The following is a 26,336-nucleotide window of genomic DNA, read 5'->3' as shown; positions in this document are numbered from 1 at the left end:
GTTGCGGCGGGCGCGATCCATCGCCACTTTCTGCATGAACGAGGATGTGAGCGATGTGCGGACGGATTGCGGTGATTGCATCGCCTGAGGAGACGGCGGCCTTCATCGGCGTAGGCGACCTCGAGAGCTTTCCGCCGCGCTACAATGTGGCCCCCACCCAGCCGATCCTCGTGGTGACGGCAGGCCCGCAGCGACCGCCGGGCTCCAACCTGCCCGACCGCATGGCGCTGCTGGCCCGCTGGGGACTAATTCCTGCCTGGGCCAAAAATCCGGCCGATATGCCGCTGTTGTTCAACGCGCGCTCGGAATCGGCGATCGAGAAGGCTTCGTTCAGAACCGCGATGCGCCACCGACGCGCGCTGGTTCCGGTGTCGGGCTTTTATGAATGGAAAAAGCTGCCGGGCAACCGGCGCCAGGCCTATTGGCTGAGGCCGCGCAAGGGCGGGCTGGTGGCGCTGGCCGGGCTGTTGGAGACCTGGAGCGAACCGGGAGGTTCGGAAATGGACACTGCAACGATCCTGACAACCGGCGCCAGCGCCGATATCAGGCATATCCACGACCGCATGCCGGTGGTGATCCAGCAGGAGGATTTCGCCCGCTGGCTCGACTGCCGTACGCAGGAACCGCGCCATGTCGCCGAACTGATGCGGCCGGCGCAGCCTGATTTCTTCGAGCAGATCCCTGTTTCGGACCTGGTCAACAAGGTGACCAATCTGGGGGTGGAGATCCAGGACCGGGTCGAGCCCTTGCCGGAGGAGGCGCCCGAAAAGGTGGCGAAGCCAAAGGCGGAAAAACGCAAGGCCGGCGACGATGGCCAGATGAAACTGTTCTGACAGGCAGCAAGTGCAGTACGCCCTCGCGGGGGCGCGCAACGGACGCTCTGGCATCATAAATCCAGCATCCTGCCTCCGCGAAATCGATTTCGCTTTTCCAGTCCGTGCATTAGAAGGGCGACGTGTCCACGCCCATCATCTCTGCCGCCATCTCCGGATTCCTGCTCGGTGCGTCGCTGATCATTGCGATCGGCGCACAGAATGCGTTCATCCTGCGTCAGGGGCTGCTGCGCCAGCATGTGTTCGTGCTGAGCCTGATCTGCGCCCTGTCGGACGCGTTGTTGATCGCGGCCGGCGTGGCGGGGCTCGGCACGCTGATCTCGCAGTCGCCGAAACTGATCACGGCCGTCACCATCGGCGGCGCGCTGTTTTTGTTTTCCTACGCGATCATCGCCTTCCGCCGGGCGCTGAAGCCCGAGGTGCTCAAGGCCGCGAATGCGGGCGAAGCCAGGCTCGGGCCGGCGATTGCCGCCTGCCTCGCCTTCACCTTCCTCAATCCGCATGTCTATCTCGACACGGTCGTGCTGCTTGGCAGCCTGTCGGCGGCATATGAGGGACAGGCGCGCCTGGCGTTCGGCCTTGGCGCTGCAACGGCATCGTTTGTCTGGTTCTTTGGGCTCGGCTATGGCGCGAGGCTGCTGGAGCCGGTATTTGCCCGGCCTGCGTCCTGGCGCGTGCTCGATTTCCTGATCGGGGCGGTGATGTCCGCCATCGGCCTGAGCCTGGTCAGCCGGATTTAGGCAGCCTTCTTGGGCTCTGCCTTGTCCTTCTTCGGCGCGCAGATCAGCGCGGCGAGGATCGCGGCGGGGCCGATGGCCCGGTACTGTTCGGTCAGTTCGGCGCTCTTGCTATGCGCTCGGTCTTGTTCGGCTGGTTTTCGTTTCATTGGTCTCTTCCCTTACGTCAGATGTGCTGTGAGCGGCTGCATGTGCTTACGGATTCGGTCGAATTCGTGGCAATGCGGCGGCTTCTACCCCGGCTTTGTTTCATTACGGTGCCGGTATACTTAAGGAATTGTTTCAGACCGGTCCGGTTGCGACGCCGGCGGTAACATTTCATGACGCTGCGGCTTGACGGCAACATGGCAGCAGACGATAAAGCGGCTCATGAAAACGTCTTTCGCCATTTCCGGCATTTGCATTATTGGCTAGCGTTCGCGCTGGTCAGGACGTTTTCGCCTCCTCTTCACAAAGACAGGTTGAACGCCCGGGCCAGCAGGCCACGGCGCCGCGCGTCCCTTTGGACGCGCAAGAGACGCCGTGAAACTGAGATTGGGTGCATGATCCTTTCCGAAAATCGGAGATTTTCGGGGTCATTGGCACGGGGAGTTCTATGTCTGAAGCATTCAGGGGCTTGCGCCTTACCAACACGCTGACGCGCACGAAGGAGGACTTCGTGCCGATCGATCCGCAAAACGTGCGGATGTATGTCTGCGGGCCGACCGTCTACGACTTCGCCCATATCGGCAATGCGCGGCCGGCGATCGTCTTCGACGTGCTGTTTCGCCTGCTGCGCCATGTCTATGGCGAGGGGCACGTGACCTATGTGCGCAACCTCACCGACCTCGACGACAAGATCAACGCGCGCGCCTTGCGTGACTTCCCCGATCTGCCGCTCAACGAGGCGATCAGGCGTGTCACCGAAAAGACGGCGAACCAGTATCAGGCCGACGTCAAGGCGCTGGGCTGCCTCGAACCGACGGTCGAGCCGCGCGCGACCGAGTTCGTGCAGCCGCGCGCCGACGGCCGCGCCGACATGATCACATTGATTCTAAGCCTGATCGAACGCGGCCATGCCTATGAAGCTGAAGGCGAAGTGCTGTTCGACACCGGCTCGATGGCGGATTACGGCCAATTGTCGAAGCGCAATCTCGACGAGCAGCAGGCCGGCGCACGCGTCGAGGTCGAGGCGCACAAGCGCAGCCCCGGCGACTTCGTGTTGTGGAAGGCGTCTTCACCCGAGGAGCCCGGCTGGGAAAGCCCCTGGGGCCGCGGCCGCCCTGGCTGGCACATCGAATGCTCGGCCATGGCATCGGCCTATCTCGGCGAGGTCTTCGACATCCATGGCGGCGGGCTCGACCTGATCTTCCCGCACCACGAGAACGAGATCGCCCAGTCGCGCTGCGCCCATGGCACCGAGGTCATGGCCAACTACTGGATGCACAACGGCTTCCTGCAGGTCGAAGGCCAGAAGATGTCCAAGAGCCTGGGCAATTTCTATTCGATCCACGAGCTGCTCGAGACCGAGACCTTCGGCGGCCGCAAATGGCCGGGCGAGGTGCTGCGGCTGGCCATGCTGATGACGCATTATCGCGAACCGATCGACTTCTCGGTGCGCAAGCTGGAGGAGGCCGAGAACACGCTGCGCAAGTGGAAGCGTGCGGCCGATGGCGCCGGTGAAGCCGAGGCGAGCGTGCCCGCATCGCTGATTGCAGCGCTTGGCGACGACCTCGCCACCGCGACCGCATTCCACGGCCTGTCGCAACTGGCCGGCGAGGCGGGCGGGAGCGTTGAGGTGGCCGCCGAGCTCAAGGCAGCACTTCTGTTCCTGGGCTTCACGCTCGACGCCGCCGAGGTGGACGAGACCGCGGTCGCTGCAACGATTGCGCGCCGGCTGGCGTTGATCAACGCCAAGAACTGGGCCGAGGCCGACAGGATCCGCGACGAGTTGCTGGCGCAGGGCGTGCAGCTCAAGGACGGCAAGGACCCGGTGAGCGGCGAGCGCGTGACGACGTGGGAAGTGAAGCGGTGATGGTCATGTTGCACGGCGTGGATAGGGTGGGGCTGTACGCCCCCCGCTGCCCTGCCGGTCATGTCCCCCTCAAGGGGAGGAAACGGGCTGTGGATTCGGCGGATGGGCCTGCGGGGCAGCGCGCCCCTCTGTCCTGTCGGACATCTCCCCCACGAGGGGGGAGATCAGCCGTCACGCCGAATTTCGCAAATCACCAAAGTTGCAGAAGAGGCGGTGCGAAAGCAGCTGCCAATCTCCCCCCTCATGGGGGAGATGTCCGGCAGGACAGAGGGGGGCAACGTAGAGCAGCAGCCGTGCAGGGTGGTAGTTGCTGATGCCACATACGCCGGTCGCCCCAGCCAACCGCAGGAATGCCAAATCGATGCGTCGGAAGATGACCGATGCCGAGTTGAAGCTGTGGAATGCGCTGCGCGCGCACCGGTTGATGGGGCTCGGTTTTCGGCGTCAGTTTCCGATTGCCGGCTATATCGTCGATTTTGCCTGCCCTGAGAAAATGCTTGTCGTTGAACTGGATGGTTCGCAGCATGCCGATGCGGCCAAGGCCGAAGCGGATGCGGTGCGCACAAAGCGTCTACAACAGGACGGCTGGACCATTCTCCGCTTCTGGAACGACGACGTTGTTCGCGATATCGATAACGTCTGCCAGCACATAGTCATCTCGGCCGGCCATGGCGGGGCGGCCGTCGGCATGAAAGAGGAGTTCGTGCAATGATCGACCACACGGGCATTTCGGTTCAGGATTTCGACAAGGCTAGGGCCTTCTACGACAAGTCGTTTGCGCCGCTGGGAGCTACGCTTCTGATGATGGTGCCGCCGGAGCATACCGGTGGCGTCAAGGTTGGCGGCTATGGCCGCGAGCGGCCGGTGTTCTGGCTGCATGAGGCGCCGGCCGGGCCGGGACGGCACTATGCGTTCACGGCGCGCAGCCGGGCCGAGGTCGATGCATTTTACGCTGCGGCCATTGCCGCCGGCGGACGTGACAATGGCGGGCCGGGACCGCGGCCGCATTACCATCCTGACTATTATGCGGCGTTCGTCTACGACCTCGATGGCAACAACATCGAGGCAGTGTGCCATGCGCCGGCGTGAGGGAATGTCGCGATGAGCCTCGACAACAAGCCCGTCTATTCGGGTGGCTGCCAATGCGGCGCGGTGCGCTTCCACGTCGAGGGTGCGCTCGGCGATGCCTCGGTCTGCCATTGCCGCATGTGCCAGAAGGCGTTTGGCAATTTCTACGCACCGCTGGTCTCAGTGCGGCAGGCGAAACTCAGCTGGACGCGCGGCGAGCCGAAGAAATTCCGCTCGTCGAACTTCGGCCTGCGCGGCTTTTGCGGCGACTGCGGCACGCCGCTGAGCTACGAGGCGCCTGATGGCACGGCGCTGGCTATCGCCGCCTTCGACGAGCCGGCGGAGATAGCGCCGACCGTGCAATGGGGGCTCGAAGGCAAGCTGCCCTATGTCGACCATGTTCACGAACTGCCCGGCTATTCGACCGAAGACGACCCTGAAGCGGCCGACTTCGTCAACAACATCGTCTCGTACCAGCATCCAGATCACGACACCGAGAGCTGGCCACCGGAGGTGCGCGCATGAACGCTCAGTCGACGGGCGGGTGCCAGTGCGGGGCGGTGCGCTACCGCATCGACCAGGCGCTGGAGAATGCGCATATCTGCCATTGCCGCATGTGCCAGAAGGCGTCGGGCAACTATTTCATGCCGCTGGCGCGGGCGGCCAAGGCGACGTTCACCGTCACGCGCGGCGAGGTCGGCTGGTTCCAATCGTCCGACATCGTGCGCCGAGGCTTCTGCCGCGATTGCGGTACGCCGATGCTGTTCGATGTCGTCGAACGCGATACGATCAATGTCGTGCTCGGTTCGCTCGACGATCCGGAAGCGGTAATGCCGACATTCCAGTGCGGCTCGGCTGAGAAGATGCCGTGGTTCGGCGAGCTCGACGCGGTGGAGTTGTCGGCGGACGAGAGTGCCTGGTACGCGGCGGTCGCCCCGTCGAACCGCCAGCATCCAGACCACGACACTGAACAATGGCCAGCGGAGAAAAGGTCATGACGGAGACTGTTAGAACCGGCGGCTGCCAGTGCGGCGCCGTTCGCTTCCGTATCCACGGCGCGCTGGGGCGCAGCTCGATCTGCCATTGCCGCATGTGCCAGAAGCAGTTCGGCTCGTTCTTCGGCGCGTTCGTCGCGATGCCGGCGGATGGCGTCGAGTGGGTGCGCGAGGAACCGACCTACTTCCAGTCCTCGGTCAACATCGCCAGGGGCTTCTGCCAGCGCTGCGGCACGCCGATGGCATACCGGCACGCAGAGGGCCTCGAACTGTCGATCGGTTCGTTCGACGACCGTTCCGACCTCGCACCGACGATCCAGATCAACCACGGTTTTCGCCTGCCGTGGGTGGAAACGATCTTCGACCAGCCGGTGCACGACAATCCTGACTACTACCAGCGGCAGGAGCAGATCATCTCCTTCCAGCATCCCGACGAAGAGACGGCCAACTGGCCCGAGCATGGACTGAAATTATGACGAGCGAACTGCGCGGCCTTTATCCCGAGATCGAACCCTTCGACAGCGGCATGCTCGATGTCGGCGACGGCCACCAGGTCTATTGGGAGCGCTCGGGCACCAGGGGCGGCAAGCCGGTGGTGTTCCTGCATGGCGGCCCCGGCGGGGCAACCTCACCGAAGCACAGGCGCCTGTTCGACCCGAAACTCTATGACATCATGCTCTTCGACCAGCGCGGCTGTGGCAAATCGGTGCCGCATGCCTCGCTTGAGGCCAACACCACCTGGCATCTGGTGGCCGACATCGAGCGGCTGCGCGAGATGGCAGGCCACGACAAGTGGCAGGTTTTCGGTGGCTCCTGGGGCTCGACGCTGGCGCTCGCCTATGCCGAGACGCATCCCGGACGCGTCAGCGAACTGGTCGTCCGCGGCATCTACACGCTGACCCGCGCCGAGCTTGAATGGTATTACCAGTTTGGTGTCTCCGAGATGTTTCCCGACAAGTGGGAGCGTTTCGTCAAGCCGATCCCCGAGGCCGAGCGTGGCGACATGATGGGCGCCTACCGCAAGCGCCTGGTGGGCGACGATGCGAAGGCGCAGCTCGAGGCAGCCCTTGCCTGGAGCACCTGGGAAGGCGAGACCATCACGCTGCTGCCCGACCCCGATACCAGCGGCAAGTTCGGCGAGGACCATTTTGCCATCGCTTTTGCGCGAATCGAGAACCACTATTTCGTCCATGCCGGCTGGATGGACGAAGGCCAGCTCATCCGCGACGCGCACAAGCTGCACAACATTCCCGGCGTCATCGTCCATGGGCGCTATGACATGCCGTGCCCGGCGAAATATGCTTGGGCGCTGCACAAGGCCTGGCCGCAGGCCGAGTTCCACCTGATCGAAGGCGCCGGCCATGCCTATTCGGAGCCCGGCATCCTCGACCAGCTCATCAGGGCGACCGACAGGTTCGCGGGAAAAGCGTCGTGAACGTTTCCGCCCTATGTTGCCCCCCTCTGTCCTCTCGGACATCTCCCCCACAGACGGGGAGATCGGCAAGCGCGCCAGCCGGTGCCAATCCCCGGCGGTGCAGGACAGAGCGAGGCGTCAATACTGCCAATCTTCCTCCTCGTGAGGGAGATGTCCGGCAAGACAGAGGGGCGCGCCATAGGGCTGCCCCCAAGGTGTTGGTATGAAAGAACGCATCTATCTCTTCGACACGACGCTGCGCGATGGCCAGCAGACGCCGGGCATCGACTTCTCAGTCGAGGACAAGATTGCGATTGCCGGCATGCTCGACGAGTTCGGGCTCGACTATGTCGAGGGCGGCTATCCGGGCGCCAACCCGACCGACACGGCGTTCTTTTCGGAAAAGCGTACCAGGCGGGCAAAGTTCGTGGCCTTTGGCATGACCAAGCGAGCAGGGGTGTCGGCGTCCAACGACCCCGGCCTCAGCGCACTTGTGCAAGCCAAGTCCGATGCTGTCTGCTATGTCGCCAAGAGCTGGGATTACCACGTTCGCGTGGCGCTCGGCGTCAGCAATGAGGAGAACCTCGAGTCGATCCGCGCCTCGGTCGAGGCGGCGCGCGCCGCTGGCAAGGAGCCACTGGTCGACTGCGAGCATTTCTTCGACGGCTTCAAGGCCAATCCCGATTATGCGCTGGCCTGTGCGCGGACGGCTTACGAGGCTGGCGCGCGCTGGGTTGTGTTGTGCGACACAAATGGCGGCACCCAGCCGTCGGAGGTGCGCGAGATCGTGGGCCGGGTGATCGCGGGCGGCATCCCGGGCTCCAATCTAGGCATCCATGCCCATGACGACACCGGCCAGGCGGTGGCCAATTCGTTGGCCGCCATCGAGGCCGGCGTGCGCCAGGTGCAGGGCACCATCAACGGCATCGGCGAGCGCTGCGGCAATGCCAATCTGGTGACGATCATCCCGACACTGGCGTTGAAGCCGCATTTTGCCGAACGCTTCGAAACAGGCGTCTCGGAGGGTGCGCTGGCTGGTATTTCCAGGCTGTCGCGCGCCTTTGACGAATTGCTCAACCGCGCGCCCGAAGCACAGGCGCCTTATGTCGGCGCCTCCGCCTTCGCCACCAAGGCCGGCATCCATGCTTCGGCCATCGCCAAGGAGCCCAAGACCTACGAACACGTGCCGCCGGAAGCCATCGGCAACCGTCGCAAGGTGATGGTGTCGGACCAGGGCGGCAAGGCCAATTTCATTGCCGAACTGAGGCGCCGTGGCATCGACGTACCAAAGGATGACCATAGGCTCGATGCGCTGATCTCGGTGGTCAAGGAGCGCGAGGCCGAGGGTTATGCCTATGAGGGCGCCGACGCCAGTTTCGAGCTTCTGGCGCGCGGCATGCTGCATGGCGTACCGGAATTCTTCCGGGTCACCAGCTTCCGCTGCCTGGTCGAGCGCCGTTTCGACGCCAACGGCAACCTCAAGACCGTCTCGGAGGCGGTGGTGAAGGTTGTGGTCGACGGCGAGGACAAGATGTCGGTGGCCGAGGGCGACGGTCCGATAAATGCGCTCGACATTGCCCTGCGCAAGGACCTCGGCAAGTTCCAGGATGAGATCGGCGACCTCGAACTGGCTGACTACAAGGTGCGTATCCTCAATGGCGGCACCGAGGCCATAACCCGTGTGCTCATAGAATCGCACGACAGCAGCGGTGCGCGCTGGTGGACGGTCGGCGTGTCGACCAACATCATCGATGCTTCGTTCCAGGCGCTGATGGATTCGATCATCTACAAGCTGATGAAGAACCGCGAGATGGCGGGGCTGGTGGCTGCCGAATAGGCCGCGGGCCGGGGCCGGCGACTGTCGCTGGCCCTGTCGATTGATCCATCAACGAAAAGCAGGTGGACCATCACAATTTTGAAATGGCTTGCGCCGGCGCTCCGGCGCATAGGTTCGCGCCATGAGCACACAAGCGCCCGTCATTTCCCGTGAAGACGCGACCCGCGGCTTCATCTACGCCCTGACCGTCTATCTGATGTGGGGCGTGCTGCCTTTCTACATGAAGGCAGTGGCCCATATCCCCGCGCCGGAAGTGGTCGCCCACCGCATCGTCTGGTCGATCCCGGTGGCCGGGCTGTTGCTGTTCTGGATGGGCCGCACGGCTGACATCAAGGCGGCGCTGCGCAACAAGCGCACGCTTGCCAATGGCGCGCTGACGGCAGCTCTGATCACCATGAACTGGGGTATCTATGTCTGGGCGATCGGCAACGACCGCGCGCTCGAGACAGCGCTCGGCTACTACATCAATCCGCTGTTTACGGTGTTCCTCGGTGCCGTCGTGCTGGGCGAAAAGCTCTCAAGGGGGCAACTGGTGGCAATCGCGCTTGCGGTGGTCGCGGTCGCCCTTCTGACCTGGGAGACCGGCGGCCTGCCCTGGGTGTCCATTGCGCTGGCGCTGACCTGGGGCTTCTATGCCCTGTTCAAGAAGACTCTGCCGATCGGTCCGGCCCAGGGCTTCCTGCTTGAAGTCCTGATCCTCGGCATTCCGGCACTCGGCTACATCATTTACCTGCAGGCGACCGGCGTCGGCCATTTCGGCACGACCAACGCAGTGGATGTGTGGCTGCTGATGGGCTGCGGCCTCGTCACCGCGATCCCGCTGATCCTGTTCGCCAACGGTGCCAAGCTGCTCAGGATGTCGACGATCGGCATTATGCAGTACATAGCGCCGACGATTATCTTCTTCATCGCCATCTTCATCTTCAAGGAGCCGTTCTCGAGCGAGCGCGCGGTGGCCTTCGCCCTGATCTGGGTGGCACTTGCCGTCTACACCTGGTCGATGTTCTACGATCGGTCCAAGAACAGCTGAGGAGCAGCGCATGTACCGGCTCTACATCGCCAACAAGAACTATTCCTCGTGGTCGCTGCGGCCGTGGGCGCTGATGCGCGGGCAGGGCATTGCGTTCACCGAGCGCCAGGTGCCGTTTGGCAACCTGCCCGGGCAGCCTGATTTCAGCTCCTTCTCCCCGACGAGCAGCGTGCCGGTGCTCGTCGATGGCGACCTGACCGTTTGGGACTCTCTGGCGATCATCGAATACCTGGCCGAGCGCCATCAGGGTGTCTGGCCGGACGATGCAGCGGCGCGTGCCTGGGCGCGTTCGGCAGCAGCCGAGATGCATTCCAGCTTCCGCAACCTGCGCAACATCTGCGGCATGAGTTGCGGCGTGCGCGTTCGCCTCAAAGACAGGCCGGCCGGGCTTGAAGCCGAGATTGCACGCATCGGCGAACTCTGGAACCAGGGCCTCGAGCGTTTCGGCGGACCGTTCCTCGCCGGCGACAGGTTTACCGCTGTCGATGCCTTCTTTGCGCCCGTCATCTTCAGGGCGCAGACCTATGCACTGGATTTCGGTGGCAGGGCGAACGACTACGTCGCGCTGATGCTGGAGCAGCCCGCCATGCGCGAATGGTACGAGGCAGCGCTTGCCGAGACGTGGCGCGATCCGCCGCATGAAGAGGAGGTCTTGGTTGCGGGCACCATCACGCTCGATCTGCGTGCCAACTGATCCTGCTTGCCAGTGACGGCAAACTCTTGAGTATCGGCATCGCCAAGCAGATCACGGCGGCGATCGGATTTCCGTTGTCGCGATCCAAACGGAAAACCGATGCGCACTTTTCCTGGAATTGCTCCTGGCCTGATGCGGCTCACATCTTGTCGATGAGCGACTGCACGCCTTCGGTTGGGGTGGCGTCCGCGCCGGCAGCGACCATGATCGCCGAAACCACGGCTTCCGGATCGTCGACGACCAGCGGCTGCACCAGATGCGTGGTGTGGACGAAGCCTTCGGCCTTCATGTGGTCGATCAGCGCCAGCATCGGGTCCCAGAAGCCGTTGATGTTGGCGTAGACGATCGGCTTACGGTGATGGCCGAGCTGCGCCCAGGTCATGATCTCGACGATCTCCTCGACGGTTCCGATGCCGCCGGGGAGGGCGACGAAGGCATCCGACTTCTCGAACATCGCATGCTTGCGTTCATGCATGTTTTCGGTGATCTGCAGCTCATCCAGACGGGTGAGCGCACTTTCGGTCGCTTCCTTGTTCATCAGGAAGCGCGGTATGATGCCGGTGACCTTGCCACCGGCGCGCAGCGCGCCATCGGCGACCGCACCCATGATGCCCTTGGTGCCGCCGCCATAGACGAGCCGCAGGCCGGCCTTGGCGATGGAACGGCCAAGCAGGTGACCGGCCTTGATGTAGACTTCATCGCGGCCCGGCGATGAGCCGCAATAGACGCAGATGGATCGAATCTTGTTCATGGCCTGATTGGGTATTGCGTCTGCGGGCAGGGTCAAGCCCGAACGGGGCTTTTTCTTGTCGCTGCCGGCAAAACAAGGTATGCCGCCTCAAGCGGCCAGGGCAGGGGAAAACATGGCGACGAAACCGATTAAAGTCTTTTTGCTGGCAGCAGGCGGCGCCGTCGTCGCAACCGGCATTGCATATGTATCAGGCGCGCTCGATCCTTATCTGAGCCAGCCCCCGGCCGCGGTGGCGAATGTGCCCGCACCGGCCGCTGTTGCGCCAGCCGAACAGAAGCCTGCGGAAGCCCCCAAGCCCACGGCCGAAGCACCCGCTCCGGCAGCGCAGCAGCCCGCGGCAACCCAGGCCGTTGTGGCGCCCAGCTTCGACGTGGTTCGCGTCGAGGGCAATGGTTCGGTGGTGATCGCCGGCAAGGCGGCAGGCAACGCCAAGGTCGAGATCGTCACCGGCTCGCAGGTGATCGGCGCGGCGACGGCCGGCGTCGATGGTGACTTCGCCATCGTGCTCGACAAGCCGCTGAAGCCCGGCGACTACCAGATCGTGCTGCGTTCGACCGCGCCCGACAATGTCGTGGCGACCTCGACCGAGACGGCGGTGGTGTCCGTGCCAGAGCAGCCCGGCGGCCAGGTGCTGGCGCTGGTCGAAGAGCCCGGCAAGCCTTCACAACTGATCACCGTGCCCGAACCCACCAAGGCTCCGGCTCCGGCAACCGGAGAACAGGTGGCGAATGCGCCGACCGCAGCACCTGCGGCCCCGGCGGCCCAGCAGCCTGCCCCGGCCAAGTCGGACGCGCCTGCCTCGCAGATCAAGATCAGCGTCGAGGCGGTCGAGATCGAGGGCAAGAAGATCTTCATCGCCGGTGCGGCGGATGCCGGCCGCAAAGTGCGGGCCTACGCCAATGAAATCCTCATCGGCGAAGCGCAGACCTCGCCCGAGGGTCGCTTCCTGATCGAGGCCGAGCGCGAACTGCCCGTCGGCGACTACATCGTGCGCGTCGATGCGCTCGAGCCGGATGGCGTCAAGGTTGCGGCGCGCGCCGCAGTGCCATTCACGCGCGAACCGGGTGAGGCGATCGCAGCCGTGGCGCCAGTGGAACAGCCCAAGCCGGCCGAGCCCGCGACTGCCGCCGCACCTGCGCCTGCGGCCACGACCGAGGCGCCTGCGGCAGCTCCGGCAACGGCTGCCGACAAGCCGGCCGAGGTGGCGTCGGCGCCCGCGACCGGAACCGAGCCGACCGCGTCCAAGCTGGAGCCGGTCAATGGCGCGGTCATCATCCGCCGCGGTGATTCCTTGTGGCGGATTTCGCGTCGCGTCTACGGCCATGGTGTGCGCTACTCGAACATCTACCTCGCCAACCAGGACCAGATCCGCGATCCCGATCGGATCTGGCCGGGGCAGGTGTTCCGCGTGCCTGAAAAGTCCAAGGAGGGCGAAGCCGCCAACATGGACGCCATGGGCGAGCAGGCGATGCCCGAGCCGGCGCCCAAGCCGTAGCCCGAGGCACGGTTTTTCCGGCAATTGCGGTTGCGAAGGTTAATTTCATCGTCTATCGTCGATAGACGATGAAATCCTTCCACTCAAACCAGCATTGCGGCGGGTCCAGCGCGGACGTGGCGCAAAAGCTAGCCGCGCTTTCGCATCCGGCGCGGCTTGAAATCCTGAGGCGGCTGGGCGGCGGCAGGTCATGCTGCTGCAAGGAGGTGGTCGAGCATCTCGACCTAGCCCAGTCGACCGTCTCCCAACATCTGAAAATCCTCGTCGAGGCTGGTCTGGTGCGTTATGCGCCGGAGCGCCAGCGCTCGCGTTATGAAATCGACCAGGTGGCGCTCGCCGCCATTTCCCGATCCGTCTCCGCGCTCGTCGAATCCTGCTGCGCGGACGAAGGCTCGGGCAGCTAATCAAGGCAAGAACAGTGGCCAACAAGACCGTATCCGCCGAACGGGGCTCGACGCTGAGCACCATCAAGAACCTGTGGCCCTATATGTGGCCGGAAGACAGGCCCGACCTCAGGCTGCGCGTTGTCTGGGCGACCGTGTTCCTGTTCGTCGCCAAGGGCGGCCTGGTCATCAGCCCCTATTTCTTCAAATGGGCGACAGACGCGCTTGCCGGCGACCAGCGCGGCCCGTTGCTGCTGCCGGCGATCCTGGCCGCCCCGGTCATGCTTGTCGTGGCCTACAACGTCATCCGCATCGTCCAGCTCGGCTTCAATCAGCTGCGCGACGCGCTGTTTGCCAGTGTCGGCCAGTATGCCGTTCGCCAACTGGCGCACCGCACCTTCGTGCACATGCATGAACTGTCGTTGCGTTTCCATCTCGAGCGCCGCACTGGTGGCCTGTCGCGCGTCATCGAGCGTGGCACCAAGGGCATCGAGACGATCGTCCGCTTCACCATCCTGAACACGGCGCCGACGATCCTCGAATTCGCGCTGACGGCTGGCATCTTTGCCTTCGCCTATGGCTGGAAATATGTGGCAGTAGTGGCAATCACGGTGTGGCTCTACACTTGGTTCACGGTCAGGGCGAGCGACTGGCGCATCGGCATCCGCCGCGAGATGAACGAGTCCGACACCGACGCCAACACCAAGGCGATCGACTCGCTGCTCAATTTCGAGACGGTGAAGTACTTCAACAACGAACGTATGGAAGCCGAGCGTTTCGACCGCTCGATGGCGCGCTATGAGAGCGCTGCGACCAAGACCTGGACCTCGCTTGGCTGGCTGAACTTCGGGCAGGGCGTCATCTTCGGCATCGGCATGGCGATAGTCATGTGGATGTCGGTGCTGGAGGTCCAGGCGGGCACCCAGACTGTCGGCGACTTCGTCTTCATCAACGCCATGCTGATGCAGCTTTCGGTGCCGCTCAACTTCATCGGCTTTATCTACCGCGAAATCCGCCAGGGGCTGACCGACATCGAACAGATGTTCGACCTGCTCGACGTGCGCCAGGAAGTGGTCGACAAGCCGGGCGCCAACGCCCTGGTGGTTGGCACCGGCCGCGTCGAGTTCCGCGACGTGCATTTTGCTTACGATCCGAACCGCCAGATCCTCAAGGGCGTGAGCTTCGAAGTGCCGGCCGGCAAGACTGTGGCGATCGTCGGTCCTTCGGGTGCGGGCAAGTCGACGATATCTAGGCTCCTGTTCCGCTTCTATGACATCCAGCAGGGTGCGATCCTGATCGATGGCCAGGACCTCCGCGATGTAACCCAGGAAAGCCTGCGCAGCGTCATCGGCATGGTTCCGCAGGATACGGTGCTGTTCAACGACACCATCGCCTACAACATCCGCTACGGCCGCATGAATGCCGACGAGGAAGATGTTCGCAAGGCAGCCGAGCTCGCCCAGATCTCCGGCTTCATTGAGCGCATGCCCGACGGCTATAAGTCGATGGTCGGCGAGCGCGGCCTCAAGCTCTCTGGGGGCGAAAAGCAGCGCGTGGCAATTGCCCGCACCATCCTCAAGGCGCCGCCGATCCTGATGCTGGACGAGGCGACTTCGGCGCTCGACACCCAGACCGAGCAGGACATCCAGAGCGCGCTCGACCTGGTCTCCAAGGGCCGTACCACACTTGTCATCGCCCACCGGCTTTCGACCGTCATTTCGGCCGACGAGATCATCGTGCTCGAGGACGGCAGGATCGCCGAGCGCGGTACCCATGCCGAGCTGCTGCGCCACAAGGGGCTTTATGCCAGGATGTGGGACCGCCAGCGCGAAGCGACCGAAGCGGAAGAGAGGCTGCGCAAGGTGCGCGAGGAAGACGAGTTCGGCGTGGCCATTCGCCGCCGCACGCCGGAGGTCGCCGATGGCCAGTGATTGGGGCCAGTGATTGGGGCCAGTGATTGGGGCCAGTGATTGGGGAGGGCGTTGCCGTCGCCGCTATGCCGCGTTGCGAGGCCGGACCGTTTCCGGTAAGCACTGCGGGTCTTCAACAGCGATGGCCGCCCCTTCATGAGCATTGCCGACACGATCCGAAACGTCTTTGTTCCGGTCCATCGCGAGGGATATCCCTTCATTGCGGGCTTTGCCGCGGTCACCGTCCTGCTCGGCTTCTTCTCGACGTCGCTGTTCTGGGTTGGTGTGATTCTCACCGCCTGGTGCGCCTATTTCTACCGCGACCCGGAGCGCGTGACCCCCGTAGACGACCGATTGGTGATCAGTCCGGCCGACGGCGTGGTGTCGGCTGTGGGGCCCGCAGTGCCGCCGCGCGAACTCGGCCTCGGCAATGCCGAGATGACGCGCATCTCGGTGTTCATGAACGTCTTCTCCGTCCATGTGAACCGCGCGCCTGTCCGCGGCAAGATCGTCCGCATCGAGCATAGGCCGGGCAAGTTCCTCAATGCCGAGCTCGACAAGGCCAGCCAGGAAAACGAACGCAACGGCGTCGTCATCGACAGCCCCAATGGGCAGGTGGCGGCGGTCCAGATCGCCGGCCTCGTCGCCCGCCGCATCCTGTGCTGGGCCGATGTCGGCGGCAATATCTCCGTAGGCGAGCGTTTTGGCCTGATCCGCTTCGGCTCGCGTGTCGACGTGTTCCTGCCCACCAATGCGGTGGCGCGGGTTTCCGTCGGCCAGACGGCGGTTGCCGGCGAGACCGTGATTGCCGAATTCGGCGGCGCCAGCCATCCGCCGCTGGTCAGGGTTTCCTGATGGTGGCGCCATTCAAGCCCTTCGAACCGCATGGCAGCGGCGGGCCGCGCATCCGCGAGATCCCGCTGCGCATGGTGCTGCCCAACCTGATCACCGTTCTGGCGATCTGCGCCGGCCTGTCGGCGATCAGGCTCGCCTTCCAGGATCGCTTCGAATCGGCCGTCGTGATGGTGCTGCTGGCTGCCTTCCTCGACGGCATCGACGGCCGCCTGGCGCGCATGTTGAAGGCGACCTCGAAATTCGGCGCGCAGATGGATTCGCTCGCCGACATCGTCAATTTCGGCGTCGTGCCGGCGCTTGTGCTCTATGCCTACCTGCTCGACAAGGCGGGTTCGTTCGGCTGGATCGCGACGTTGCTCTTCGCCATCGCCATGGGCCTTCGGCTGGCGCGCTTCAATGTGCTCGACGAGGATCTCGAACGACCGGCGTGGCAGGCCGAATATTTCGTCGGCGTGCCGGCACCGATCGGCGCCATCACCTTGATGCTGCCGATGTATCTCGGCTTCCTCGGCCTCGAGGGCACGCGCACCGTGGCCTATGCCGCCACCGTCTTCACCATCCTTGTCGCCTTCCTGCTGGTCAGCCGTCTGCCTGTTTACTCCGGCAAGAAGCTGAGCATCCGCAGGGAGTACCTGCTGCCGGTCATGCTGGCGGCGGTGTTCTACGTGCTGCTCCTGACCGGCTATCCCTGGCAGACGCTGACGGCGTCGGTCGCAGGTTACCTGCTGTTCCTGCCGCTGAGCGCCAGCGCCTATGCCCGGCGTTCGAGGATCGAAGGCGAGAAGGCTGCAGCGGCGGCCGAAGCCGTGGCCGCCGAAGCCGCAGCGGATGAGGCTCCCGAACCCCCGAAAACCAAAGACTAGTGCTGCCCGCTCCGGCAGCGCCGCGTCAGGCGGCGAGCCCCAACTGCGTCATCGCCATCCGGCGGGCGGCGACATAGTCGGTCTTGCCGGAGCCGAGCACCGGCAATTCCACCACCTTGATGATGTCCTGCGGCACCATGAGCTCGGCCGCGCCGGCCTGCTTGCCGTAGAGCCGCAACTCGTCGGCCTTGGCGTCGGCTGCCGTGGTGACGAGCACGATGCGCTCGCCCCGGCGCTTGTCCGGCACTGCCACGGCCGCATGGTGTTGCTCCGGCCACAAAGCCTGCGCCATGATTTCGACGGCGCCCAGTGACACCATCTCGCCGGCGATCTTGGCGAAGCGCTTGGCCCGGCCCTTGATGGTGATGAAACCCTCGCGGTCGACGGAGACGATGTCGCCGGTGTCGTGCCAGCCTTCAAGCGGCTGGAGCACACCAGGCTTGTCTGCGGTCATGTAGCCCATCATCAGATTGGGGCCGTTGAGCCACAGCTGTCCGCCGTCGGAGACGCCTTCGACCTCTTCGAGCCGCATGCGGAGGCCCGGCAGCAGACGCCCGACAGTGCCGTCACGGCTGTGAGTGGCGGTGTTGACGGCAACCACGGGTGCCGCCTCGGTCAGGCCATAGCCTTCGATGATCTCGGCGCCGTAGCGCTCGCGCCAGGTGCGGCGCGTTTCCTGCCGAACTGGCTCGGCGCCGGCCACCACGAAGCGCAGGCTGGAGAAGTCGCCGTCCTCGGCAGTGCGCGCATAGGCCGACAGGAAGGTGTCGGTGCCGAACATGATCGTCGGCCTGACCTTGCGGGCGACGTCGGGGATCAGCTTGTAGTGCAGCGGCGAGGGGTAGAGGAACAGCCGCACGCCCGTCAGCAGCGGTAGGAACGTGCCGCCTGTCAGACCGAAGGAGTGGAATACGGGCAACACGTTGAACAGCTTGTCCTCGGGCGAAATGCTGATGCGCGCTTCGGCCTGCATGACATTGGCGACGATGTTGCGGTGGGAGAGCACCACAGCCTTGGGCGTGCCTTCGGAGCCTGACGTGAACAGGATGACGGCCGGCTTGGACGCATCCTGCGGCATGAGCGGCCTGTGCCATTGGAGCAGGGCTGCAATCTTCTCTTTCTGGCTGACGCTGTCGCGCAGGTCTTCGAGCCAGATGATGTGCGCGCCGGCCTGCTCGATTGCCGCCACGACATCGGCGAGGTCGGCCTTTTCGACAAAGGCGCGCGATGACACGATGGTCCTGATCTCAGCCGTCTTGACCGCTGAGGCGACGCTGGCCGGGCCGGCGGTGTAGTTCACCATGGCAGCCACCCTTGCTGATGAGATCAGCCCGAGCAGGGTCAGCACCACGCCGTTGGTGTTGGGCAGCATCACGCCCACGGGTTCGCCCGGAGCGGCCAGCTTCTGGAAGCGTGTGCCAAGCAGGCGCGCCCCGGTCATCACCATGCGATAGCTGAGTACGCCGCCGACAACGTCCTCGATGATGGGCCGGGAAGCGCCGAAGCGCTCGGCTGCATCACACATGCCGTAGAAGATGCCGCGATCGAGATCCGTACCTGCAAGGCGTGCCTCGGCAACACGATCGAACAGTGCGTTGGTGGTGTTGCTGCGCTGATAGCCGGCGCGCTGCAGCAGTTCTGCGACCGTCATCGGAGCGAGGGCGGCGATGGTGAGGCGTGGAAACCAGCTTCGCGGCGCGCGTTCAGGCGGTGTCAGCGAGAACGGCAGGAAGCGGGTTCCCGAGACATAGACCGGCACGATCCGGGCGTCGGCCTGCATGGCGATGCGGGCAATGGCGCGGAACAGACGGAAGGATTTGACGTCGGGCTCGACCGTGTCGGGGATATAGACCGCAAGGCGGCCTTTTCCGCGAAGCACGCGCACCAGTCGACGACTGACGAAGACATGCTCGGCATTGAAGGCGATGGTGCGGCCAAGCTCGCGCCAGGGCTCGAGCCAGTGGGAGCGGGCCGACGCTTCGTCGAGGATATGCAGCGTCTGGTCGGGCAAGAGTGACAGCATCAGTGCCGGTTCAAGCCGCGACTGGTGCGAAACGACATAGATGACAGGGGCATCGGACTTGCGGGCATCGCGCATGGCCTCGTCTCGGATGCGGTAGACCAGCCGGAACGGCACATAAAGCAGCGCCTGACGGAACCTGATGCCGAGATCCTGCATCAAGAGCCCGGCCGCGAGCGACCACACAGCAGCAATGCCGAGCAAGACAGCACTGGCCAGGATCATGCCGCACCTCCCAATGCGCGCAGCGTGCGAATGCCACGCGCATCGAAACTAGACGATGATCACCACAGGTCAATGAGCATCGTCGTCCCCACTCCCTGAGTATGCCCTAAGGAAAAAGCCGGTCTTTCGACCGGCTTAAAGAAAAGGGGACGGGTGGAGGGGATGGGGGGATGGGGCAACCCGTCCTGAGGCTAACAACGCGAAGCAATGGAGATGGTTCCGCGGGCCTCACGCTTTTTTCGATTCTTTTTCAACCATGCCGGGCAAAGCGGGGGCGTGCCGGGCCTCGCTCCAGTCCCGCCAGGCATGCAGGATCACGGCAGTCAGAACAATGGCGCCGCCGACGAGGCTGGCAGACGGCGGCACTTCGGCGAGGAACAGCCAGGCAAAGAAGATGCCGAAGGGCACTTCTGTCGTACCCAGCAGGCCGGCCTCGGCCGCCGGTATGCGGCGCGCGCCCTCGGTCCACAGGATGACGGCGAGCGCGAAATTGAAGCCGAAGGCGACGAGCAGGGGCACGTCCTCTAGGGGAACGGAGAGCGGGTCGGAGACGAGCCAGGCGGGAAAAATGCCGAGGAAGGCCGAAACGGCGCCTGCCCAGACCACCGGTGCGTCGCGGAAGCGGCGGACGAGCGCGGCGTAGAGCGCGAATATGAAGGTCATCAGCATCGCCAGCAGGTCGCCGAACAGATGGCCGCCGCTGAGGCCTGACCAGACCATGATGGCGACGCCTGCCAGGCAGGCGGTGGCTGCCAGCGCCGTCTCGCGGCGGAAGACCTCGCCGACGATCAGCCATGCCAGAATAGCCACCACGAAGGGCACCGTGGCGTAGATGACGACGACATTGGCGACATAGGTGTTCTTGAAGGCGGCGATGAAAGCGATGCTCGCCGCCGTGCCCAGCACGGCCAGCATCCAGCCGCCCCAACCGAGGTTGAGGCTTTCGCCGCTGCCGTGGGCGCGCCGCCAGAACACATAGGCCGAAATCAGGATGCCGCCGATCAGGCCCCGCCAGGAGGTGATCGTCAGCGGATCGGCGTCGATCGACTTGGTGAGTACGCCGGCGAGGCCGAAAACGGCAGCCGACAGTGCCACCAGCACGATGCCGAGCCTGCGTTCGGAAGCGGAGCCTGCCGCACCGGTCATGGAGCCTCCAGGTTGGTGAGACTACCTTAGCCCCCTGTTGCTGCCAGCCTCATGTCAGGAGATCGCATGCCACCGGCTTTGTGCTAGCCTTGGCCATCCACGAGCCCGGAGGATGCCATGGATGCGCAACAGTTGAAGGCCCTGCAGACGCCGCTGAAGGAAGCCTATCGGGAGGACGCCGGGCGGGCGATGATCACGCTGAAGGCACATGGCTCGGTCGACGATCAATCCATTGCCTGCAAGGTTGAAACGGGCCGAGCCATCGTCACCGCCGGCCTGCACCCGGCCACCGGTGGCACCGGCATGGAACTGTGCTCCGGCGACATGCTGCTCGAAGCTCTCGTGGCCTGCGCCGGCGTTACGCTGAAGGCGGTGGCCACGGCGCTCGAATTCCGCCTCGGCGAAGCCAGGGTCTCCGCCGAGGGCGATCTTGATTTCCGCGGCACGCTCGGTGTAGCCAGGGATGCACAGGTGGGCTTTCGCACCATCCGGCTGGCATTCAAGCTCGACACCAACGAGCCGCAGGAGCGCATCGACACGCTGATCAAGCTGACCGAGCGCTATTGCGTGGTGTTCCAGACACTGAACCTGCGGCCCGAACTGGTGGTGACCGCCATTCGCTGACCGCTCAGTTCACCGCAAAGCAATAGAACAGCCCGTCGCCGCCAGTGCCTTTCAGCGCCTGCTGGCCGCAGCCGCCGCGCGAGGCATGCGACGAATTCCACGACTTGGCGGCGACGGAATCGTCAAGGCCCTTGCGGTCGTGGTGTCCCATCATCGCAGCACCTTCGCCGTCGCTGGTCCAGTTGGAGCAGGTCTGGTCGGCGATCCGGGTACCGTCGGGCTTCGAGCCGGTCAGCATGTCGTGGCGGTTGGGCGTGTCGCCGCGCCCGTTGATGACATTGCCCTTTTCGTCGAGGGCGGTTTCCTTGTTGATGTTGTTGGCGTCGCCATGCAGGGAGGCGACGTCGTCGGCGATCTTCTGGCCCTTGGCGTTGAACCACGGCCCCTTGCCGATGCGGTCGCGCGCATCGGCGTCGCTGGTCGAAAGGTAGGCGTGCCAGGTCTTGCCGGTGACGCCGGCTGCCTCGGCGAGGCCAGCGCAATGGGCGTCAGCACCTTCCAGACCGCCGAGATTGGCGCCCTTGCCGGAGCCCACGCTGGTGACGAAGAAGCTCATCGTATTGTCTTGCGCGCTGGCGCCGAGCACGCCGGCGCAAAGTGCTGCCGACAGGATGAGAATGCGTTTCATCGGCCTTCCTCCATGGCTCTTTGCTGAGACTGGGAGGCTAGGTCGAGATGGCGGCGACGGCCAATCACGCTTGCGTGCGGGTCAGATCGGCCAGACCAGCATCAGCATGGGAACGGCGACGATGATGACGAGCAGCGACAACGGCAGGCCGAGGCGCGGATAGTCGGAGAATTTGTAGCCGCCGGGGCCCATGACCAGCGTGTTGCACTGATGGCCGATGGGCGTGAGGAAGTCGCAGCCCGCACCGATGGCCACCGCCATCAGGAAGGCTTCGGGGCGATAGCCGAGGGTGCTGGCGAAACTGGCGGCGATTGGGGCTACGACGAGTACGGTGGCGGCGTTGTTGAGAAACGGCGTTACCGCCATGGCGACGATCATGATCAGGGTCAGCGCACCGGCCGGCGGCAGGGCTGCGGCGAAGTCCGCAAGCCAGGCCGAGATCACGTCGGTTGCCCCTGTTCGGCGCAGGGAGTCGCTGACGGGAATGAGCGCCGCCAGCATGACCAGGATCGGCCCGTCGATCGCGCCATAGACCTCGCGCAAAGGGATGACGCGGAATACAACCATGGCGACGGCTGCCGTGAAGAAGGCGAGCGGCACCGGCAGCAGCCCAAGGGCTGTGGCAGCCATGGCCGCCACGAGAATGGCGACGGGCACGATGCCGCGGCGAAAACTGCCGAGCAGGATCGGCCGCTCGGCGAGGGGCAGGCAGCCAAGCTCGCGCAATATGTCGGGCATGGTCTGGGGATTGCCTTGCAGCACGACCACGTCGCCGAGCCTGAGGACGACCGCGCCGAGTCGCTCCTGGATGCGCTCGCCCTTGCGGCTGACCGCCAGCAGGTTGACGTTGAAGCGGTCGTAGAGCGCCAGCCGCTGGGCCGAACCGCCGATCAGGCTGGAGTTTTCGCCGATGATCGCCTCGACGGCGGTGGCCAGATGCTTGCCGCCGGCCATGTCGCGGCCGCCGGTGACGCTGAGCTTGGCCTGGGCGACCATGCGGTCGAGCGCGTCGGGTGCCCCCTCGATCAACAGGATGTCGCCTTCGCGCAGCGTGACATCGGGAAACGGCGTGACGTGCAGGGCGCGCGAACGCAGGATGGAGGTGACCACTGTCTGGCCGCCGCCGAGCTTGAGCAGATCGGCCAGCGTCTTGCCGGCAATGGTCGAGTCGGCGACGACCCGTGCCTCGGTGACGTAGTTGTTGATGTCGATGGCCTCGTGGATCGAAGCGGACGCGCGGGTGCGTATCGGCAGCAGCCTGTAGAAGATGATGAGGAAGACGACGCCCGCGACGGCAAGTGCCGCACCCACCGGCGTGAAGTCGAACATGCCGAAGGTCTCGCCGGTCATCTCCTGGCGCACGCGCGACACCACGATGTTGGGCGAAGTGCCGATCAGTGTCATCAGTCCGCCGAGCAGCGAGCCGAAGGCCATGGGCATCAGGAACACCGAGGGCGAGGTGTTGGAGCGCCGGGCGAACTGGTAGGCGATGGGGATCATGATCGCCAGCGCGCCGATGTTCTTCACGAAGGCCGACAGAAGGGTGACGATGATGACCAGCAGCGCCAGCTGTGCGCGGACGGTGGAAACCTCCGGCGCGAAGCGCTGGATGGCGTATTCCATGATGCCCGAGCGGGCGACGCCGGCGCTGACAAGCAGCGCCGAGCCGACGATAATGACGATGTCGTCGCTGAAGCCCGAGAAGGCGTTGGCCTGCTGGACCACTCCAGTGGCCACGGCGGCGATCAGCGCGCCGCAGGCGACGAGGTCATAGCGGAACCGGCCCCAGATGAACGCCGCCATCATCAGCACGATGATGGCAAGTGACATCAACTGGGCGGTTGTCATCAGGCGGAAGTCCCCACTTCTGTCGGTTGGCGCAGGTCAACGCGAAGACCTGCGCCTTCGTTGCGTCGCACCGGCCATGTCGCCGGAGCAGCGCTGGCAGGCGAGGGGTGTTACGCCGGCATCTGGTAGGATGCCCAGCGTTCTCCGCGGATCTGGTAGATCTGGCCGGTATGGGTGAGGGCCAGGTCGAGCATCGGCAGGATGTGGCGCGCCGTCTCCGAAGGATGCGTCACTGTCTCCGGGTTCTCGCCCGGAACTGCCTGGGCGCGCATTGCTGTGCGGCTGGTGCCGGGGTCGAAGATGTTGACGCGCAGCGGCGAGTTCTTGGTCTCGTCGGCCCAGGACCGCGCCAGCGCCTCGACGGCTGCCTTGGAGGCGGCATAAGGCGCCCAGAAGGCGCGGGCCGAATGGGCCGAGCCGGAGCTGACGATGACGGCGCGGCCGGCGTCGGACTTGCGCAGCAGCGGGTCGACGGTGCGGATCAGGCGCCAGGTGGCGGTGACGTTCACGTTCATCACCTTCTCGAACACCTTGGCCTCGACATGGCCGATGGGGGCGATGACGCCCAGCACGGCGGCGTTGGCGACGAGAATGTCGAGCTTGCCCCAGCGGTCATTGATGGCTGCGCCGATGCGGTCGATGCCTGCCATGTCGGTCAGGTCGAGCGGCACCAGCGTGGCGCTGCCGCCGGCAGCCTTGATCTCGTCGTCCAGATCTTCCAGGCCTCCGACCGTGCGGGCGACCGCAATGACATGGGCGCCGGCTGCTGCCAGGTGCTTGGCTGCGTTGTAGCCGATGCCGCGCGATGCGCCGGTAACGAGGGCGATGCGGCCGGAAAGGTCGGGAGTGCTGGTCATCAGGGCATCCAATTCGAGCTGGTCGATCCGCAGCCTGATAGGACGATTTCGCCGGGAACAAAACCCCACGCGGGCTGATTGGATGCCGCAGGTGCAGGGCCGGACGTCATTTCTTGCCGACGATGTCGGAAAGGCCCGCTCCGCTACGTCCTAGGGTACGGGACGTACCAAGAGGAGGATATGATGGGCAAAACTGCTGCAATCCTGCTGGCGAGGCTGATCTTCGCCGGCGTCTTCGCCATGGCGGCAGGTTTCAAGTTCGCCGGAATGGGCAACACAGCCGGCTATATTGCCGCGGCCGGCTTTCCGTTGCCGTTGCTCCTGGCTTGGCTCGCTGCGATTTTCGAGGTTGGCCTGGTGCTGGCTTTCCTCAGCGGCGCGTTCTTCTCGGAAGCGGCGCTGCTCGCCGGAGCCTATGTGATCTTCCTCGCCTTTGCCTTCCACGGCCCTGGGCATTGGCAGGGCAACCAGGCCGAATTCGGCTTTTTCGTCGATCACTTCACCTTCCTGGCCGGACTGCTGTTTGCAGCCGTTCACGGGCCGGGCGGGGTGCTGGCCGCGAAGCTGGGCGTTCTGTGGAGGGGCAGGGCTTCCGCCATCTGAGGCGAAAGCCGGGATCGTCAGAGCAGGCTTACGCCCCGCCGGTCGCCAGCAGCGACAGTGAGCGTACGTTGTCGGCGCCCTCGAGGTCGAGCAGGCGGGTCGGGTACTGGCCGGAGAAGCAGGCATCGCAATATTGCGGCTGCTCGTCGTCGCGGTTCGCCTCGCCGACGGCGCGGTAGAGACCGTCCATCGACAGGAAGCCGAGCGAGTCGACACGGATGAAGTCGGCCATCTCCTGGACGGACATGCGCGATGCCAAAAGCTTGGACTTCTCCGGCGTGTCGACACCGTAGAAGCACGAGGCGCGGGTGGGCGGCGAGGCGATGCGCATGTGCACCTCGCGGGCGCCTGCTTCACGCACCATCTGCACGATCTTCTGGCTGGTGGTGCCGCGCACGATGGAATCGTCGACCAGCACCACGCGCTTGCCTTCGATCATGCGCCGGTTGGCGTTGTGCTTGAGCTTCACGCCCATGTGGCGGATGGAATCGCCTGGCGAGATGAAGGTGCGCCCCACATAATGGTTGCGGATGATGCCGAGCTCGAACGGAATGCCTGCCTGCTGGGAGAAGCCGATGGCTGCCGGCGTGCCGGAATCCGGCACCGGCACGACGATGTCGGCGTCGATGGGGCTTTCGATCGCCAGCTCAGCACCGATGCGCTTGCGCACGTCATAGACGTTGCGGCCTTCGACCGAGGAATCCGGACGGGCGAAATAGACGTATTCGAAGATGCAGAAGCGTGGTTTCTGCGGCTCGAACGGGAAGTGGCTCTCGACACCTTTCGAGGTGATCACCACCATCTCGCCGGCCTTGATGTCACGCACGAAGCGCGCGCCGATGATGTCGAGCGCGCAAGTCTCGGAGGCGAGGATCCAGGCGCCGTCGAGATCGCCCAGCACCAGCGGGCGGATGCCGAGGGGGTCGCGGCAGCCGATCATCTTCTTGGACGACAGCGCTACCAGCGAGAAGGCACCCTCGACCTGGCGCACCGCATCGACGAAGCGCGAGTTGAGGTCGCGTTCCTTTGACGTGGCGACGAGGTGCAGGATCGTCTCGGTGTCGGAGGTGGATGAAAAAATCGCGCCCTGCTTTTGCAGCGCGCGCTGGACGGTCATCGCATTGGTGAGGTTGCCGTTGTGGGCAACCGCAAAGCCGCCATCGGCGAGTTCGGCGAAGAAGGGCTGCACGTTGCGCATGCCCGCCCCGCCTGTCGTGGCGTAGCGCGTATGGCCGATGGCACGGTTACCGCTGAGCCGGTCGATGACCGCCTGCTTGGTGAAGGTATCGCCGATCAGGCCGATATGGCGCTCGACATGGAACTGGCTGCCGTCATAGCTGACGATACCCGCCGCTTCCTGGCCGCGATGCTGGAGCGCATGCAGCCCCAGTGTCACGATCGCCGCGGCATCCTGCCGGCCGAATATGCCGAACACGCCGCATTCGTCATGGAAATGGTCGTCTGCTTCCGCTGAGAGGGCGGTCGATGCGTCTGCCATGGGGCGAG

General features: G+C 64.5%; 27 protein-coding genes. 19 read left to right on the top strand and 8 right to left on the bottom strand.

Annotation, left to right across the window (positions count from 1 at the left end; genetic code table 11):
• Positions 1-53 precede the first annotated feature (53 nt).
• Positions 54-833, top strand: a complete 780-nt coding sequence (locus tag NDO48_RS10885; RefSeq protein ID WP_018427073.1) for an SOS response-associated peptidase — start codon at positions 54-56, stop codon at positions 831-833.
• 134 nt (positions 834-967) lie between these two features.
• Positions 968-1,573, top strand: coding sequence for a LysE/ArgO family amino acid transporter (locus tag NDO48_RS10880; RefSeq protein WP_267321509.1), 606 nt, complete (start codon positions 968-970; stop codon positions 1,571-1,573).
• On the opposite strand, the gene NDO48_RS10875 is transcribed toward NDO48_RS10880, so the two are convergent.
• Entirely contained in the window at positions 1,570-1,719 is a 150-nt protein-coding gene (locus tag NDO48_RS10875) for a hypothetical protein (protein WP_018427075.1), read from the bottom strand. The genes NDO48_RS10880 and NDO48_RS10875 overlap by 4 nt on opposite strands.
• 446 nt (positions 1,720-2,165) lie before the next feature.
• Between NDO48_RS10875 and cysS the strand changes: the two genes are divergently transcribed.
• The 10 genes from cysS (at position 2,166) to NDO48_RS10825 (ending at position 10,622) form a co-directional block, all read left to right on the top strand.
• Positions 2,166-3,584 carry a cysteine--tRNA ligase gene (gene cysS, locus NDO48_RS10870; RefSeq protein WP_267321469.1) on the top strand — a complete coding sequence of 473 codons (1,419 nt, stop codon included), beginning with the start codon at positions 2,166-2,168 and terminating at the stop codon, positions 3,582-3,584.
• Positions 3,585-3,897: 313 nt separating this feature from the next.
• Positions 3,898-4,296, top strand: a complete 399-nt coding sequence (locus NDO48_RS10865) for an endonuclease domain-containing protein (RefSeq protein ID WP_267321468.1) — start codon at positions 3,898-3,900, stop codon at positions 4,294-4,296.
• Positions 4,293-4,673 (top strand): VOC family protein, encoded by a 381-nt coding sequence (locus NDO48_RS10860; RefSeq protein WP_018427078.1) that lies wholly within the window; start codon positions 4,293-4,295, stop codon positions 4,671-4,673. The genes NDO48_RS10865 and NDO48_RS10860 overlap by 4 nt, the downstream gene beginning before the upstream one ends.
• Before the next feature lie 12 nt (positions 4,674-4,685).
• Positions 4,686-5,177 (top strand): GFA family protein, encoded by a 492-nt coding sequence (locus NDO48_RS10855; protein ID WP_018427079.1) that lies wholly within the window; start codon positions 4,686-4,688, stop codon positions 5,175-5,177.
• A complete protein-coding gene (locus tag NDO48_RS10850) occupies positions 5,174-5,650 on the top strand; it encodes a GFA family protein (protein WP_018427080.1) in 477 nt (158 codons plus the stop codon). The genes NDO48_RS10855 and NDO48_RS10850 overlap by 4 nt, the downstream gene beginning before the upstream one ends.
• On the top strand, positions 5,647-6,123 hold the full coding sequence (locus NDO48_RS10845; RefSeq protein WP_267321467.1) for a GFA family protein: 477 nt from the start codon (positions 5,647-5,649) through the stop codon (positions 6,121-6,123). Before NDO48_RS10850 ends, NDO48_RS10845 begins: the two co-directional genes overlap by 4 nt.
• Complete coding sequence (pip, locus tag NDO48_RS10840) at positions 6,120-7,082, top strand: prolyl aminopeptidase (RefSeq protein ID WP_018427082.1); 963 nt, start codon at positions 6,120-6,122, stop codon at positions 7,080-7,082. The genes NDO48_RS10845 and pip overlap by 4 nt, the downstream gene beginning before the upstream one ends.
• Before the next feature lie 202 nt (positions 7,083-7,284).
• A complete protein-coding gene (gene cimA / locus NDO48_RS10835) occupies positions 7,285-8,898 on the top strand; it encodes a citramalate synthase (RefSeq protein ID WP_018427083.1) in 1,614 nt (537 codons plus the stop codon).
• A gap of 121 nt (positions 8,899-9,019) precedes the next feature.
• The gene (gene rarD / locus NDO48_RS10830; protein ID WP_018427084.1) at positions 9,020-9,928 is read left to right on the top strand and encodes an EamA family transporter RarD; all 909 of its coding nucleotides are present in this window, start codon (positions 9,020-9,022) and stop codon (positions 9,926-9,928) included.
• A gap of 10 nt (positions 9,929-9,938) precedes the next feature.
• Entirely contained in the window at positions 9,939-10,622 is a 684-nt protein-coding gene (locus NDO48_RS10825; RefSeq protein ID WP_267321466.1) for a glutathione S-transferase family protein, read from the top strand.
• A 139-nt stretch (positions 10,623-10,761) separates the two neighbouring features.
• On the opposite strand, the gene NDO48_RS10820 is transcribed toward NDO48_RS10825, so the two are convergent.
• On the bottom strand, positions 10,762-11,373 hold the full coding sequence (locus NDO48_RS10820; RefSeq protein WP_018427086.1) for a TIGR00730 family Rossman fold protein: 612 nt from the start codon (positions 11,371-11,373) through the stop codon (positions 10,762-10,764).
• A gap of 112 nt (positions 11,374-11,485) precedes the next feature.
• Here NDO48_RS10820 and NDO48_RS10815 point away from each other — a divergent pair, with 112 nt between their 5' ends.
• The 5 genes from NDO48_RS10815 (at position 11,486) to pssA (ending at position 16,879) form a co-directional block, all read left to right on the top strand.
• Positions 11,486-12,868: a LysM peptidoglycan-binding domain-containing protein gene (locus NDO48_RS10815; RefSeq protein WP_267321465.1), complete on the top strand. Its 1,383-nt coding sequence runs from the start codon at positions 11,486-11,488 to the stop codon at positions 12,866-12,868.
• Positions 12,869-12,936: 68 nt separating this feature from the next.
• Complete coding sequence (locus NDO48_RS10810; protein ID WP_026227007.1) at positions 12,937-13,272, top strand: ArsR/SmtB family transcription factor; 336 nt, start codon at positions 12,937-12,939, stop codon at positions 13,270-13,272.
• Between the two features lie 14 nt (positions 13,273-13,286).
• Positions 13,287-15,182, top strand: coding sequence for an ABCB family ABC transporter ATP-binding protein/permease (locus NDO48_RS10805; protein WP_018427089.1), 1,896 nt, complete (start codon positions 13,287-13,289; stop codon positions 15,180-15,182).
• Between the two features lie 135 nt (positions 15,183-15,317).
• On the top strand, positions 15,318-16,016 hold the full coding sequence (locus NDO48_RS10800; RefSeq protein WP_018427090.1) for a phosphatidylserine decarboxylase: 699 nt from the start codon (positions 15,318-15,320) through the stop codon (positions 16,014-16,016).
• Positions 16,016-16,879, top strand: coding sequence for a CDP-diacylglycerol--serine O-phosphatidyltransferase (pssA, locus tag NDO48_RS10795; RefSeq protein WP_018427091.1), 864 nt, complete (start codon positions 16,016-16,018; stop codon positions 16,877-16,879). Before NDO48_RS10800 ends, pssA begins: the two co-directional genes overlap by 1 nt.
• A gap of 25 nt (positions 16,880-16,904) precedes the next feature.
• Here pssA and NDO48_RS10790 read toward each other — a convergent pair whose 3' ends face one another.
• A complete protein-coding gene (locus tag NDO48_RS10790; RefSeq protein ID WP_267321464.1) occupies positions 16,905-19,124 on the bottom strand; it encodes an AMP-binding protein in 2,220 nt (739 codons plus the stop codon).
• Between the two features lie 228 nt (positions 19,125-19,352).
• On the bottom strand, positions 19,353-20,270 hold the full coding sequence (locus NDO48_RS10785; RefSeq protein ID WP_267321463.1) for a DMT family transporter: 918 nt from the start codon (positions 20,268-20,270) through the stop codon (positions 19,353-19,355).
• A 117-nt stretch (positions 20,271-20,387) separates the two neighbouring features.
• On the opposite strand from NDO48_RS10785, the gene NDO48_RS10780 reads away from it, so the two are divergent.
• Positions 20,388-20,894 (top strand): OsmC family protein, encoded by a 507-nt coding sequence (locus tag NDO48_RS10780; RefSeq protein WP_267321462.1) that lies wholly within the window; start codon positions 20,388-20,390, stop codon positions 20,892-20,894.
• Positions 20,895-20,898: 4 nt separating this feature from the next.
• On the opposite strand, the gene NDO48_RS10775 is transcribed toward NDO48_RS10780, so the two are convergent.
• The 3 genes from NDO48_RS10775 to NDO48_RS10765 form a co-directional block, all read right to left on the bottom strand.
• The gene (locus tag NDO48_RS10775; protein ID WP_018427095.1) at positions 20,899-21,522 is read right to left on the bottom strand and encodes a hypothetical protein; all 624 of its coding nucleotides are present in this window, start codon (positions 21,520-21,522) and stop codon (positions 20,899-20,901) included.
• Positions 21,523-21,603: 81 nt separating this feature from the next.
• The gene (locus NDO48_RS10770; protein ID WP_267321461.1) at positions 21,604-23,370 is read right to left on the bottom strand and encodes an SLC13 family permease; all 1,767 of its coding nucleotides are present in this window, start codon (positions 23,368-23,370) and stop codon (positions 21,604-21,606) included.
• Between the two features lie 110 nt (positions 23,371-23,480).
• Positions 23,481-24,227, bottom strand: a complete 747-nt coding sequence (locus tag NDO48_RS10765) for an SDR family NAD(P)-dependent oxidoreductase (protein WP_267321460.1) — start codon at positions 24,225-24,227, stop codon at positions 23,481-23,483.
• A 183-nt stretch (positions 24,228-24,410) separates the two neighbouring features.
• Here NDO48_RS10765 and NDO48_RS10760 point away from each other — a divergent pair, with 183 nt between their 5' ends.
• A complete protein-coding gene (locus tag NDO48_RS10760) occupies positions 24,411-24,830 on the top strand; it encodes a DoxX family protein (RefSeq protein WP_267321459.1) in 420 nt (139 codons plus the stop codon).
• A gap of 28 nt (positions 24,831-24,858) precedes the next feature.
• On the opposite strand, the gene purF is transcribed toward NDO48_RS10760, so the two are convergent.
• Positions 24,859-26,328 (bottom strand): amidophosphoribosyltransferase, encoded by a 1,470-nt coding sequence (gene purF / locus NDO48_RS10755; protein WP_267321458.1) that lies wholly within the window; start codon positions 26,326-26,328, stop codon positions 24,859-24,861.
• Between the last annotated feature and the right edge of the window lie 8 nt (positions 26,329-26,336).

The sequence above is a fragment of the Aminobacter sp. MET-1 genome (genome assembly GCF_026521175.1).
Lineage (GTDB): Bacteria > Pseudomonadota > Alphaproteobacteria > Rhizobiales > Rhizobiaceae > Aminobacter.
This window is presented reverse-complemented; position numbering and strand designations above follow the sequence as displayed.